Source organism: Pseudomonas putida (assembly GCF_050989985.1).
In the GTDB taxonomy this organism is placed as follows: Bacteria; Pseudomonadota; Gammaproteobacteria; order Pseudomonadales; family Pseudomonadaceae; genus Aquipseudomonas; species Aquipseudomonas putida_AI.
The window spans coordinates 2,470,848-2,483,689 of sequence record NZ_CP158815.1 but is presented as its reverse complement, the minus strand read 5'-3'; the positions used below and the strand labels follow the sequence as shown (position 1 = coordinate 2,483,689).

General features: G+C 62.6%; 11 protein-coding genes. 9 read left to right on the top strand and 2 right to left on the bottom strand.

All coding sequences use genetic code 11. The annotated features are described in order from the left end of the window. Positions 1-95: 95 nt before the first annotated feature. Positions 96-1,439: an MFS transporter gene (locus ABTV29_RS11495; RefSeq protein WP_433770275.1), complete on the bottom strand. Its 1,344-nt coding sequence runs from the start codon at positions 1,437-1,439 to the stop codon at positions 96-98. Between the two features lie 293 nt (positions 1,440-1,732). On the opposite strand from ABTV29_RS11495, the gene ABTV29_RS11490 reads away from it, so the two are divergent. After that, complete coding sequence (locus ABTV29_RS11490; RefSeq protein ID WP_433770273.1) at positions 1,733-3,166, top strand: aldehyde dehydrogenase family protein; 1,434 nt, start codon at positions 1,733-1,735, stop codon at positions 3,164-3,166. 174 nt (positions 3,167-3,340) lie between these two features. Here ABTV29_RS11490 and ABTV29_RS11485 read toward each other — a convergent pair whose 3' ends face one another. Continuing rightward, a complete protein-coding gene (locus tag ABTV29_RS11485; protein WP_433770271.1) occupies positions 3,341-4,606 on the bottom strand; it encodes an OprD family porin in 1,266 nt (421 codons plus the stop codon). Positions 4,607-4,951: 345 nt separating this feature from the next. Here ABTV29_RS11485 and ABTV29_RS11480 point away from each other — a divergent pair, with 345 nt between their 5' ends. The 8 genes from ABTV29_RS11480 to ABTV29_RS11445 all read left to right on the top strand — a co-directional run bounded on the left by ABTV29_RS11480 (position 4,952) and on the right by ABTV29_RS11445 (position 12,703). After that, positions 4,952-5,809 carry an RHS repeat-associated core domain-containing protein gene (locus tag ABTV29_RS11480; protein WP_433770269.1) on the top strand — a complete coding sequence of 286 codons (858 nt, stop codon included), beginning with the start codon at positions 4,952-4,954 and terminating at the stop codon, positions 5,807-5,809. A 157-nt stretch (positions 5,810-5,966) separates the two neighbouring features. Continuing rightward, positions 5,967-6,872: a transcriptional regulator GcvA gene (gene gcvA, locus ABTV29_RS11475; protein WP_175390987.1), complete on the top strand. Its 906-nt coding sequence runs from the start codon at positions 5,967-5,969 to the stop codon at positions 6,870-6,872. A 93-nt stretch (positions 6,873-6,965) separates the two neighbouring features. Further along, a complete protein-coding gene (locus ABTV29_RS11470; protein WP_433770267.1) occupies positions 6,966-7,859 on the top strand; it encodes an NAD(P)-dependent oxidoreductase in 894 nt (297 codons plus the stop codon). A 540-nt stretch (positions 7,860-8,399) separates the two neighbouring features. Next, positions 8,400-8,750, top strand: coding sequence for a Zn-ribbon domain-containing OB-fold protein (locus ABTV29_RS11465; RefSeq protein WP_433770265.1), 351 nt, complete (start codon positions 8,400-8,402; stop codon positions 8,748-8,750). Continuing rightward, complete coding sequence (locus ABTV29_RS11460) at positions 8,747-9,892, top strand: thiolase family protein (RefSeq protein ID WP_433770263.1); 1,146 nt, start codon at positions 8,747-8,749, stop codon at positions 9,890-9,892. The genes ABTV29_RS11465 and ABTV29_RS11460 overlap by 4 nt, the downstream gene beginning before the upstream one ends. 4 nt (positions 9,893-9,896) lie before the next feature. After that, positions 9,897-10,655 (top strand): SDR family NAD(P)-dependent oxidoreductase, encoded by a 759-nt coding sequence (locus ABTV29_RS11455; protein ID WP_433770261.1) that lies wholly within the window; start codon positions 9,897-9,899, stop codon positions 10,653-10,655. Positions 10,656-10,665: 10 nt separating this feature from the next. Next, positions 10,666-11,472, top strand: coding sequence for an enoyl-CoA hydratase/isomerase family protein (locus tag ABTV29_RS11450; RefSeq protein WP_433770260.1), 807 nt, complete (start codon positions 10,666-10,668; stop codon positions 11,470-11,472). 19 nt (positions 11,473-11,491) lie between these two features. Beyond that, positions 11,492-12,703, top strand: coding sequence for a CaiB/BaiF CoA transferase family protein (locus tag ABTV29_RS11445; RefSeq protein ID WP_433770258.1), 1,212 nt, complete (start codon positions 11,492-11,494; stop codon positions 12,701-12,703). Positions 12,704-12,842: the final 139 nt, after the last annotated feature.

The following is a 12,842-nucleotide window of genomic DNA, read 5'->3' as shown; positions in this document are numbered from 1 at the left end:
CCTGTGGGAGCGAGCCTGCTCGCGATGACGGTCTGACAGGCGAAAATGATGCCGCCTGACACGCTGCCATCGCGAGCAGGCTCGCTCCTACAGGTTCAGCGCAACACCTGCCCCCGCGTCTCCGGCATCCGCAGATAAACCACCAGGCTGATCGCACTGATCACCACCAGGTAAACCCAGAACAACCCGCCATACCCCCAGCCCGCCATCGCCGCCATCAGGTACGGCGCGGTGCCGCCGAACAGGGTCACCGACAAGGCATAGGGCAAGGCAATCCCGGTGACGCGCACCTCGGCCGGGAACTGCTCGGCCATGGTCACCGCCGAGGCGGCGCCGAAGCCGGTCATGATCACCATCGACACGGTCTGGATCAGCGTCACCTCCAGCAGGCTGATGCCGGTGTGCAACAAGCCGAAGCTCGGCCAGGCCCACAGGATCGAGGCAATCGCAAAGCCGATCAGCACCGGACGCCGCCCCACCCGGTCCGCCAGTTTGCCGGCGAACGGCAGCAGCACCAGCGAGACACCGACTGAAACCACCCCGGCCAGCAAGGTGTCGCGGATCGACATACCGGTGATCAGGTGCACCTGATTGGGGTAGCTGACCATCCACACGTAGTTGAGCAGGTTGCCGGCCATGGCGATGCCGATCACCCGCATGGCATCGCGACGATGGCTGAACAGCAGTTCGCGAATCGGACGCTTCTTGCCGTGGCTGGCAATCTTCGCCTTGAAGATTTCGGTCTCGCGCACCGACAGGCGAATCCACAGGGTGATCACGCCCATCAGCGCCGCGATCACGAACGCCACGCGCCAGCCCCAGTCGTACAGCGCGGTGTCGCTGCCCATCGACGCCAGGGCAAAGCCGAGCAGGAACGACACCAGCGTGCCGGCATTGATCGCAAACCACTGCCACGACCCGGCGAACGCCCGGCGATGCGGTGGTGCCGATTCAATGAGGAACGCCGACGCCGAGCCGAACTCGCCGCCCGCCGAGAAGCCCTGAACCAGCCGGGCAATCACCAGGATGATCGGCGCGGCAATGCCGATGCTTTCGTAGTTGGGGCAGATGCCGATCACCAGCGAGGCCACCGACATCAGCAGGATAGACAGGGTCAGGCCTTTCTTGCGGCCATAACGGTCCGCCAGTTGCCCCAGCACCGCGCCGCCGATGGGGCGCATGATGAAGCCGACAGCGAACACCGCCAGCACCGACAGCAGCGCGGTGACGCCGTCGCCGGCGGGGAAAAACTGCTTGGCCAGAATCGAGGAAAACGTCGCGTAGATCACCCAGTCGGTGTACTCGACGATGGTGCCGAGGGTGGCGGCGACTATGGCTTTTTTCTCGGCGCCGGTGAGTGTTCGACTTTCGGTTTGCACAGGTGCAGTGGCAGTGGATGACGACGGCAATTGACCGTCCACCGTGTTGTAGTTGCTCATTTTCAAGACTCCCGTGGGCGCTATTATTGTTGACCTTTGGACGCGGCCTCAGCGTTGCTACGGGAGCAATATCCGGCGTTGCCAGGGTTTCGTGTAGCGAGTTTTCAGGACGGTTCGATTGACTAAACCTCAAGCCACTGCCTTGAGATTTTCTCAAGGCACGGCCCTTTAAAACTCGGTTGAAGGGTTGTGCGCGAGCAGCGGTAATGGCAGGCAATCATGGGGCTGCCCACCACCTCCCCCATGCCGCGCCTAACGCATAAACAAAAAGAGCTTCACGAGGAGAACCGGCAATGTTTGACAGAACCAACAGCTTCATCGACGGCCGCATCACGCCGCCCCTGGACGGCCAATACGTCGACAAGCTCGACCCGCGCACCGGCGAAAAACTCAACGAAGTGGCCAACAGCGGCCCGGCCGACGTCGCCATCGCCATCGACAGCGCCGCCAGCGCATTGCCGGCCTGGCGCGACATGCGCCCGGCCTTGCGCGGGCGCATCCTCAACGATTTCGGCCGGCTGATTCGCGCAAGCGAGGCCACCCTCGGCGCCCTGGAGCGCGCCGAAACCGGCAAGCCCGGCCGCGAGATGGCAACCCTGATGGACCTGACCGCGCAGTACTTCGAGTTCTACGGTGGCATCGTCAATGTCATGGACGGTGAAGTGATCAACCAGGGCCCCAATTACCACGTGTACACCCGTCGCGATCCATTCGGTGTGATCGGCGTGATCCTGCCGTGGAACGCCCCGCTGCATCAGGCCGCCCGCGCCATCGCCCCGGCCCTGGCCACCGGCAACACCGTGGTCGCCAAACCCTCCGAGCACACCTCAGCCTCGCTGGTGGAACTGGCACGCCTGGCCATCGAGGCCGGCATTCCACCGGGGGTGTTCAACGTGATCGTCGGCAAGGGCAGCGTGATCGGCCCGGCCATGGCGCATAACCCGCACATCCGCAAAATCTCCTTCACCGGCGGCATTCGTGCAGGCCAGGAACTGGGGCACATCGCGGCGGATCGCATCCTGCCGCTGACCCTGGAACTGGGCGGCAAGTCGGCCAACATCGTCTTCGACGACGCCGACCTCGACGCCGCCGCCAAGGGCGCGACCCTGGCCTTCACCTGGAACAGCGGCCAGTGGTGCGCGGCGGGCACGCGCTTGCTGGTGCAGGAATCGATCTACGAGCGCTTCGTCGACAAGCTGGTGGCCGAGGTTGGCCAACTGCGCGTCGGCCCGCAGGATGACGCCACCTCCGGCCCCATAACCACCCAGGCGCAGTTCGAGAAAATCCAGAGCTACTTCGCCATCGCCGAACGCGAAGGCCTGACCCCGGCCATCGGCGGCAAGGTCGCAAGCCTGCCCGGCTTCGAAAACGGCTGGTACATCGAACCGACGGTCTACACCGGCGTGACCAACGACATGACCCTGGCCCGGGAAGAAATCTTCGGCCCCATCCTCTGCGTGATCCCGTTCAAGAACGAAGCCGACGCCCTGCGCATCGCCAACGACAGCGAATTCGGCCTGGGCGCCGGAATCTGGAGCCGCGACATCGGCCGCGTCCACCGCGTCGCCGCGCAGCTTGAGGCGGGTCGGATCGTGGTCAACGAATACAGCGGCGGCTTCGTGCAAACGCCGTGCGGCGGGTTCAAGCAGAGTGGGTACGGGCGCGAGCAAGGGGTGGATGCGCTGTCGCATTACACGCAGTTGAAGTCGGTGATCATTCGGCTCTGAAGCGCTCCGATTCACCCACAGGCGCAGCCGTGGCTGCGCCTTTTTTACATCCCCAAAACACCGCCATCCACTGTAGGAGCGAGCCTGCTCGCGATGGCGGTGTGCCAGACAACGCCAATGTCGACTGACACGCCCCCATCGCGAGCAAGCTCGCTCCCACAGGGGTTAAACGGATTACCACAGCGCCAGCGAATAGGTCACGATCAACCGATTCTCATCAATATCACTGGAAAAATTGCTCCGCGCACTGGCGTTCTTCCACTTCACCCCGAGGTTCTTCAACGGCCCGCTCTGGATCACGTAGCCCAACTCCGAATCCCGTTCCCACTCCTTGCCCTGAGAGGTGCGAGTGCGCACGGTCACATCGTCGCCCGACAGATATCGCGTCATAAAGGTCAGCCCCGGAATGCCCCGCGCGGCAAAGTTGTAGTCATAGCGCGCCTGCCACGAACGCTCATCCTGATTACCGAAATCATTGATCTGAACCAGGTTCACCAGGTAACCATCGGTGCCATTGATGTTGGCAAAACCGGTGTCGCCACTCATGCGCTGATAACCCAGCCCCAGCGAGTGACCGCTGGCGCTGTAGGTGAACATCGCGCCCAACGCCGAGTTGTCGACGTTGCTGCCACCGTCAGCGAGGCTGCGGGCCCAGCGCAGGTCGGAATTGAGGGTGTGGCCTTCGCTGATCGTCCATTTGTGGTTGAGGGTCAGGTAGTGCTGGCGGTAGATGCCGTCGAGTTCGCCGTAGTGGTAGGCCGTGGTCAGCGACGGCGTCCAGCGCCAGGTCGCCCCGGCGAAGTCGAAGCGGTCGCTGGTGCTGTGGCGGCCGAGGCGGATGTTGCGCGCCACGCCGTTGTAGACGGTCATGTCTTCGTTGTCGGAAGAATTGCGCAATTTGGTCTGGTCGAGGCGGCCGAGGTCCAGGGACAGGTTGTCGATGTCGGCGCTGTTGAGCCAGGCACCGCGAAAGGTTTGCGGCAGCAGGCGCGAATCGTTGGCCATCACCACCGGGATTTTCGGCAGCAGGGTCCCGGCTTTCAGGGTGCTCTTGGCCATGCGCAGCTTGCCGGTGACACCGAGTGCGCCGTACTCGTCCTCGGCGCGCCCGCCCGGTCCGCGCGCGGTGTTGAGCAGGCCGGTGCCGGTGCGATCCGGCGCTGAATCGAGCTTGAAACCCACCAGGCCAATGGCATCGAAACCAACACCGACCAAGCCCTCGGTGTAGCCCGACTCAACCCGCAGGATCAGACCCTGCGCCCACTCCTCGGCCTTGCTCTGAGCCACGCCAGACTGGCGAAAATCGCGATTGAAGTAGTAGTTGCGCAGCTCCAGGTTGGCTTTGCTGTCCTGGAAAATATCGGCGCACGCCGGGTTGAAAACAGTGCTCGCTGCAATGCAGACAGCCAGACGTGAAAGCGCTGGGAAGGCATGGTTCATGGACGTGTTTCTCTTATTGTTGTCAGGTTCGAACACGCCCCGGACAGGCGCGCGGACTTCGATCCTGAAAGCCGGGCCCACGCCCGACAATCGAGAAAAACACCCCGCTGCCTTGAGTTTTAATCAAGTGCGATCACATAAACCACACCCCTGTAGGAGCGAGTTCGCTCGCGATGGTTGTGAACGATAACGCGTTGAACCAGACAACCAGCGGCGCCCTCTGGTTTTTCGCGAGCATGCTCGCTCCTACAGTGGTTTGGCTGAAACTATCAGTTCTGTTAGTACACAGTTTCGCCAGCTGCGCGGATACTCAAGCTTCCAGCCCTTGAAGCCAGGAGCGCCGCCGTGTCCTCAACTACCCTATTGGCAACCGATCAGCAGCGTTCAGTGCTTATTACACTCAAGACGAACCATTCGCCACAGCCCATCGGTTATTCGCCCTACGGCTACCGTCCCGCTGCCTGTTGGTTACTCAGCTTGCTGGGGTTCAACGGCGAACTGGCGGATCCGTTGACTGGGCATTATTTGTTAGGGAATGGATATCGGGCGTTTAATCCTGTTTCGCTGCGGTTTAATAGTCCGGACAATTTGAGTCCGTTTGGGGAAGGGGGATTGAATTCGTATGCATACTGTTTGGGAGACCCGATAAACCTGCTGGACAAGACGGGGCATTCGGCATTGAAAATCTGGCGTGACATTACTCTGACGATAATTGCCCGTTCGAAAATATCCAAGCTCATTGCTGCTTCCGATGCAGATGGACTCCGTAAAATTCAATCCAGCATTTCGCAACTGATTACAGACAGAAAAACAAAAAACTTTGTTCAACTTCACTCCGATACCAATAAATCATATTTACAACGCTTTCACCCACAGAAACTGGAAGCTTTAGCGTTAGAGCAATTCCAGAAGTCATCGCATAGAATCAGCGCCCCCGTTCCCCCGAAATATAAAAATCTGCCAAGAATAATCGAATCTGGACAACCCAAACCAACTACCGCCCAGCTACAAGAAAATTTGAATTCACTAAACAAAGCTGCCCATAGAGACGCCAGCGGTTCCGTAACGAATTACTCAGTTATGAGGCTTCGCAGAGATCACCGTAAAGCGATCTTTGAACATGAAAACCTAAGACGCCCTAAACAGCTGTTATTGGAGATTGACGCCGCAATCGAGAAAGTAAACTTGATCAGAAGCAGTTGAAATATACAGTTAGGCTGCTGAAAGTCCGTCACTAAATGCCAACACCGGACAACCGAAAAAAACACCCCTCTACCTTGAGTTTTAATCAAGTGGGTTTAGGCTCTGCTTTACGTACACTGCGCGCCGCACCTCCCATAAGAACAAGAGCCTGCCCACCATGGATCGTCTGCCACCGCTGAATGCCATTCGCGCATTCGAGTCCGTTGCCCGGCATCTGAGCATCACCCTGGCCGCCGATGAATTGAACGTCACCCCCGGCGCGGTCAGTCGGCAGATCCGCACGCTGGAAGAATTTCTCAAGCTCGACCTGTTCGTTCGTGGCCACCGCCAGATCACCCTCACCGCTGCCGGCGAGCAGTACTTTCGCGCAGTGGCGAAAATCGTCGAAGACTTGCGCGGGGCGACGAAAAAACTCATGTCGCCGCCCCGCCGTCGCCAGCTCAAGGTGCGCGCCTACACCACCTTCGCCATGCAGTGGCTGATCCCGCGGCTGGCGAGTTTCCACGCGCAGAACCCGAAGATCGAAGTGCTGCTGACGGCCTCGCTGGAGCCGGTGGATTTCTACAAGGAAGACATCGACGCCGCGATCCGCCTGGGTTCCGGCGAGTGGCCCAACTGCAATTGCTACGTGCTCAGCAACAACGTGTTGGCCCCGGTGTGCAGCCCGTCGTTGCTGCAACACGGGCCCGGCCTGCAAACTCCCGCCGACATCGCCGGCTACACCATGCTGCACTCCATCGCCCGCCCCGAAGACTGGCGTTATTGGCTGGAAGCCGCCGGGGTGAGCCGTGAAGTCGATGCCCAGGCCGGCATGTCCTACCAGAGCTCGTCGATGGTCTATGCCGCTGCGGTCGGCGGCCAGGGTATCGCCATGGCGCAGCTGTTTCTGGTCAGCAAAGAGTTGCAGGACGGCAGCCTGATTCGTCCGTTCGAGCAGGTGGTGGACATGGGCGTGTACACCTACTACCTGCTCACGCCAAGGCATCGCGAGGAAAGCGATGACCTGCGGATTTTCCGCGAATGGATTCTGGAGCAGGCGCGCATCACCGGGGATCAGGCTTGAGATTTACTCAACGCCAGGCTGCATAAAACTGCTTTGTCGACGTTTGGCCGATGTCCCTAGCATGGCTCTCCAACAACAAAAAGGAGACCTGCCATGACCACTTCAATCGGCTTTATCGGCCTCGGTGCCATGGGCCAGAAAATGGCCCGGCACCTGCTCGAAAACGGCTTCGACCTGTGCCTGTCCGATCCCAATCCCCTGGCCCTTGCGCCGCTGCTGGCCCGTGGCGCGCGCAGCTTCGCCACACCGCGGGAAGTGGCCGACCATGCGCAAATCGTGCTGGTTTGCGTGCCCACCCCGGACATCGTCGAGCGGGTGGTACTGGGCGCTGACGGGGTGATCCACGGCCAGCAGATCAACATCCTCATCGACCACTCCACCACCGGCCCGAGCCTGGCCCGACGGCTGCACGCCACGCTTGCCGAGCGCGGCATCAACGCCCTCGATGCGCCGCTGGCCGGTGGTGTGGCCGGTGCGCAGAACGGCACCTTGTCGGTGATGGTGGCTGGTGATCGCAGCGCCTATGAGCGTTGCGTGCCGGTGTTCGGGGCGTTCGGCAAAAAGGTCGAGCACATCGGTACTGAACCGGGGTTGGGCCAGACCTTGAAGCTGGTCAACAACATGATCGTCGCCACCACGCTGGTCGCTACCAGTGAAGCGATGCTGTTCGGGGTCAAGGCCGGGCTGGATGCTCGGCAGATGGTCGAGATGCTCAACGCCAGCACGGCGCGCAGCTTCACCAGCGAACAGATCCTGGCCGGGACGGTGATGCGCCGCGAGTTCGATTTCGGCTTTCGCCTGGATCTGATGCGCAAGGATGTACGGCTGTTTTTGGCCGAAGCGGAAACTGCCGGGGCGCCGGCGTTTACCGGTTCGGTGGTGAAGCAGTTTTTTGATCAGGCGCTGAGCGAGGGCGACCCGGCGCGGGACATGACCCATGTGGTGGAGGTGCTGGAGCGGTTGGCAGGCGTGAAGCTGCAAGGCTGACTGGATAACACATAGAACCTGTGGGAGCGGGCTTGCCCGCGATGGGGCCAGCACATCCAACATCTGTATCGACTGACACACCGCCATCGCGAGCAGGCTCGCTCCCACAAAGGGTCTGTGTCGTGCATTGGATTTGTGTGCACTTCAAATCAAATGTAGGAGCGAGCCTGCTCGCGATGAGGCCAGCACATCCAACACCTGTATCGACTGACACACCGCCATCGCGAGCAGGCTCGCTCCCACAAAGGGTCTGTGTCGTGCATTGGATTTGTGTGCACTTCAAATCAAATGTAGGAGCGAGCCTGCTCGCGATGAGGCCAGCACATCCAACACCTGTATCGACTGACACGCCGCCATCGCGAGCAGGCTCGCTCCTACAGTGAATGCATTTCAGCTGGCAGTTCTTCGATAGTCTGGCCGCCCATCATTTGATTTTTTCTCAACCCACCCCGGTTTTTATCTCGTTTGTCGGCCCCCCTGCCCCTGCCCGACCATGACCTCCAGAACTCGCTCGCGAGCCCATAACAACAGGAGGTCATCATGAGTTCTTCCACGCCCGTCTGGGCTGCCACCACGCCGCCGAAGCTGCTCGCTTCGCGCCATCGTCGCAGCGGCGAAATCTTCTTTCCTGCGGTCACTGCCGAGTCGCCCTTGAGCGCTGAATTCGACGACACCGTGCTCGACACCGAAGGCCGGGTCTACAGCTTCACCATCATGCACCCCAGCCCGAAAAGCGGACTGCCGCCGTTCGTGCTGGCCTATGTCGACCTGCCCGGCCCGGTACGCCTGTTCGGGCGCCTCACCGGCCGCGCCGCCATCGGCGAACAATGCCGGGTGATTGCCCACGAGACCTACGGCTACATTTTCCAGTCCCTGGAGGCACGTCCATGAGCCAGATGCATGTAATGGGCGGCGCGATGACCGTCTTCGGCCGTCACCCCGGTGTCATGGCGCCTGAGCTGGCGCAACGGGCGATCCTCGATGCGGTGGCCGACGCCGGCCTGCAACTGGCGGACATCCAGGCGGTGTACTGCGCCAACGTGCTGGGCGGGATGATTCTCGGCCAGGTGATCCTGCGCGATCTGGGCCTCAAAGGCATCCCGGTCTACAACATCGAAAACGCCTGCGCCAGCGGCGCCACCGCCGTGCACCTGGCCCGCCACGCCTTGCTCGCCGGGCAGTACGAACGGGTGCTGGTGTTCGGCATCGAGCAACTCACCGCCCTCGGTGGCGGCATGATTCCGATGCAGCGCAACGACCGTATGACCGATCTGTACGCCACCGCCGGCATGGTCTTGCCTGCGGTCTACGCCATGCGCGGCACCCGCTTCCTCCACGAGCGCGATGCCAAGCCCGCCGACCTCGCCGCCGTGGCGGTGAAGAACCGTCGTCACGGTTCGCTCAACCCCTACGCCCAGCAACGCAGCGAAGTGACGCTGGAAGAAGTGCTGGCCTCGCGGATGATCGCCGACCCGCTGACCCTGTTGCAGTGCTGCCCTTCGCAAGTGGACGGCGCCGCCGCGCTGGTGTTGGGCAACAAGCCCGGCCCGCACAGCAAGGACGTGAAAGTGCTGGGCTCGATCATCGTCTCCGGCCTGCGCGAAAGCGGTGACGAGGACATCCTCGACGCGGAAATCACCGCCCGCGCCGCACGCCAGGCCTACGAGCAGGCCGGCGTTGCACCGAGCGATATCGGTGTGGTCGAGCTGCACGACGCCTTCACCATTGCCGAGCTGTTGTATTACGAAGCCCTGGGTCTGGCAGCACCCGGCGAAGCCGTGGCCTTGCTGCATTCCGGCGCCACTGCCATCGGCGGCCGGGTGCCGGTCAACCCGAGCGGTGGCCTGCTGGCCAAGGGTCATCCACTGGGCGCCACGGGCGTTGCGCAGATGGTCGAGCTGTTCTGGCAACTGCAAGGCCGCGCCGGCGACCGCCAAGCGGGCACCCCGCGCCTGGGCCTGGCGCAATGCACCGGCGGCGGCATTGCCGGGGTCGACCATGCGGCGTCCGCCGTGCACATCCTCGGAGTCTGAAGCCATGAACAACTTTTCTATCGGCCAGGTCGCCGTCGTCACCGGCGCAGCCCGTGGTATTGGCCTGGCCATCGCGCAACGCCTGGCGCATCAAGGCGTGTTCGTTTACCTGCTGGACCGCGACGAACAGGCACTGAACAACAGCATCGACGCGCTGCAATCGGCGGACCTGAAAGTCGCCGGCATCGCCCTCGACCTCGCCGAAGGTGAAGCGGTGAATACAGCCTTCACGCAAATTCGCGAGGCGCACAATCGCCTGGATTTTCTGGTGAACAACGCCGGCGTGGTGCGCGACAAACGCTTCCTCACCATGACCGAGCAGGACTGGGACCTGGTGGTGGACACCAACCTGCGGGCGCAATTCCTGTGCTGCAAGGCCGCCTTGCCATTGATGCTCGACAACGCCTTCGGGCGCATCGTCAACATGTCGTCCCGGGCCTGGCTCGGCGGTTTCGGCCAGGCCAACTATTCGGCGGCCAAGGGCGGCGTGGTCAGCCTGACCCGCAGCCTGGCCATCGAGTTCGCCGCCAAGGGCATCACCGTCAACGCCATCGCGCCGGGTATCGTCGACACGCCGCTGTTCCAGAGTTTCGCCCCTGAAGTGCAGGCCAGGCTCAAGGACACCGTGCCGGTCAAACGTATCAGCACGCCGGACGACATCGCCAACGCCGTGGAATTTTTCCTAGCCCCGGCCAGCAGCTACGTCACCGGGCAAACCCTCTACGTGTGCGGCGGGCGCAGCCTGTCCTCGGCCAGTGTGTGAGGGCCATGCCATGACCGTCACTTTCGAAACCTTCGGTGCCGTCGCGCTGATCACCCTCGACCGGCCGCAGGCGCTCAACGCCCTGGATCTGGACTCGCTCCACGCCCTGCGCGGCCATTTGCTGGAGGTGCGCGACCGTCGTGACCTGCGCGCGGCGGTGATCACCGGCAGCGGCGAGCGGGCGTTCTGCGTCGGTGCCGATCTGAAGAGCACCCGCGACTCGAAGGCCTCCTACGCCGAGGCGCTGTTTCTCGCCAACGAATCGGCGGCGGACGCGGGGCTCTATATCCGCCTGATGGACCTCACCGATCTGGACCTGCACAAGCCCCTGATCGCGGCGATCAACGGCCACTGCCTCGGCGGCGGGCTGGAACTGGCGCTGCAATGCGACCTGCGCATCGCAAGCTCCAGCGCCACCTTCGGCCTGCCGGAAGCGGTGGTCGGCTCGATTCCGGCCGTCAGCGGCCTGCATCGCCTGATGCGCGCCGTCCCCCCGGCCCACGCCCTGCAAATGGCCCTGACCGGGGTGCGCATCGACGCCACGCGCGCCGAGTCCATAGGACTGATTTCCGAGCGCCTGGACAGTCGTGAAGCCCTGCTGCAACGCGCGCTGGAACTGGCGCAATTGATTGCCCGGCAAGCGCCGCTGGCGATCCAGGCCCTGCAAACCCTGGCGCGCGGCACCGCGCACCTGAGCGACCGCGAGGCCCAGCGCCTGACCGAACTCTACTGGGGCGTGCTGCGCGACACCGAAGACCGCATCGAAGGCCGCCAGGCTTTCGCCGAAAAACGCGCTCCACAGTACAAGGGCCGCTGAGCGGCCCGAGGAGGCGAAGATGTTACGCAACGCACTGGACGGCCTGACCGTCCTCGACTTCACCCAGATCGCCGCCGGCCCCACGGCCACCATGCTGATGGCCGACATGGGCGCCAAAGTGATCAAGGTCGAACCCCACGAAGGCGAGCTGGGCCGCACGCTGGGGCCTGCCTGGGTCGGTGAGGACAGCGCGCTGTACCACGGATTCAATCGCGGCAAACTGGGCCTGAGCCTGGACCTCAAGCACCCGGACAGCGTGGCGGTGATCAAGCGCCTGGTGTTGCAGGCCGACGTGCTGATCGAAAGCATGCGCCCCGGAGTCATGGCCCGACTCGGCCTGGGCTACGAGGCGTTGGCCGAGCTGAAACCGAACCTGATCTACTGCTCGATTTCCGCCTACGGCCAGCAAGGTCCCTACGCGGATCGGGCCGGGGTCGACGGCATTTTGCAAGCCGATTCCGGGCTGATGAGCCTGATCGGCACGCCGGGCTCGGCTCCCTCCAAGGTGCAGGCGCCAGTGGTGGATGTGGTCACCGGCTACATGGCCTGCATGGCGGTGCTGGCCAAGTTGCAGGCCCGCAACCGGGATGGCCTCGGCGGCCACCTCGACGTCAGCCTGATGAACTCCGCACTGGCGCTGCAACAGGCGTCGCTGGCCAGCTTCCTCTGCGACGGCAAACTGCCGACCCGCATCGGCAGCGCCGCGCCCTACTCCGCGCCCAACGAAGCCTTCGAAGCCGCGGACGGCTGGCTGATGGTCGCCGCGTACAACGGTAATCGCTGGCCGGCGTTGTGCGGTGTACTCGGGCATCCGGAGTGGATCGACGATCCGCGCTTCGCCAGCTCCGCGCAGCGTGTGGAGCACCGTCAGGCGATGGTCGAAGCGCTGACCGACGTGTTCCGCACCCGCCGTGTTGCCCATTGGCTGCAGGTGCTTCGCGAGGCCGACATCCTCTGCTCCAGGGTCAGCGATTACAGCGATGTGCTGGCCCACCCGCAGATCGCCAGCAACGGCATGCTGGTGGACCTGCATCACCCGCAACATGGCGTGGTACGGGTGCCGGGGTTTCCGATCAACAGCCTGGAAGCGGCGCAAACCCCTTACGCACCGGCGCCGGACAAGGGTGAGCATTCACGGGAGGTATTACGGGATTTCGCTTTTTCCGAAGAAGAAATCGAAGCCCTGCTGGCCTCCAACGCCATGCGTTGTCCGGAGGTCGCATTTATCTGACGAATGTCCCCCTTGTGGGAGCGAGCCTGCTCGCGATGGCGGAGTAACAGGCAACGCAGATGTCGACTGATCCACCGCTATCGCGAGCAGGCTCGCTCCCACAGGTTTTGCGCCGGAATCAGATCCCGGACACAAGACC

What these genes read in the sequence shown, in the direction of transcription:
- ABTV29_RS11495 (WP_433770275.1), bottom strand. Translation starts at nt 1,439, where the DNA reads ATGAGCAACTACAACACGGTGGACGGTCAATTGCCGTCGTCATCCACT.
- ABTV29_RS11490 (WP_433770273.1), top strand. Translation starts at nt 1,733, where the DNA reads ATGTTTGACAGAACCAACAGCTTCATCGACGGCCGCATCACGCCGCCC.
- ABTV29_RS11485 (WP_433770271.1), bottom strand. Translation starts at nt 4,606, where the DNA reads ATGAACCATGCCTTCCCAGCGCTTTCACGTCTGGCTGTCTGCATTGCA.
- gcvA (WP_175390987.1), top strand. Translation starts at nt 5,967, where the DNA reads ATGGATCGTCTGCCACCGCTGAATGCCATTCGCGCATTCGAGTCCGTT.
- ABTV29_RS11470 (WP_433770267.1), top strand. Translation starts at nt 6,966, where the DNA reads ATGACCACTTCAATCGGCTTTATCGGCCTCGGTGCCATGGGCCAGAAA.
- ABTV29_RS11465 (WP_433770265.1), top strand. Translation starts at nt 8,400, where the DNA reads ATGAGTTCTTCCACGCCCGTCTGGGCTGCCACCACGCCGCCGAAGCTG.
- ABTV29_RS11460 (WP_433770263.1), top strand. Translation starts at nt 8,747, where the DNA reads ATGAGCCAGATGCATGTAATGGGCGGCGCGATGACCGTCTTCGGCCGT.
- ABTV29_RS11455 (WP_433770261.1), top strand. Translation starts at nt 9,897, where the DNA reads ATGAACAACTTTTCTATCGGCCAGGTCGCCGTCGTCACCGGCGCAGCC.
- ABTV29_RS11450 (WP_433770260.1), top strand. Translation starts at nt 10,666, where the DNA reads ATGACCGTCACTTTCGAAACCTTCGGTGCCGTCGCGCTGATCACCCTC.
- ABTV29_RS11445 (WP_433770258.1), top strand. Translation starts at nt 11,492, where the DNA reads ATGTTACGCAACGCACTGGACGGCCTGACCGTCCTCGACTTCACCCAG.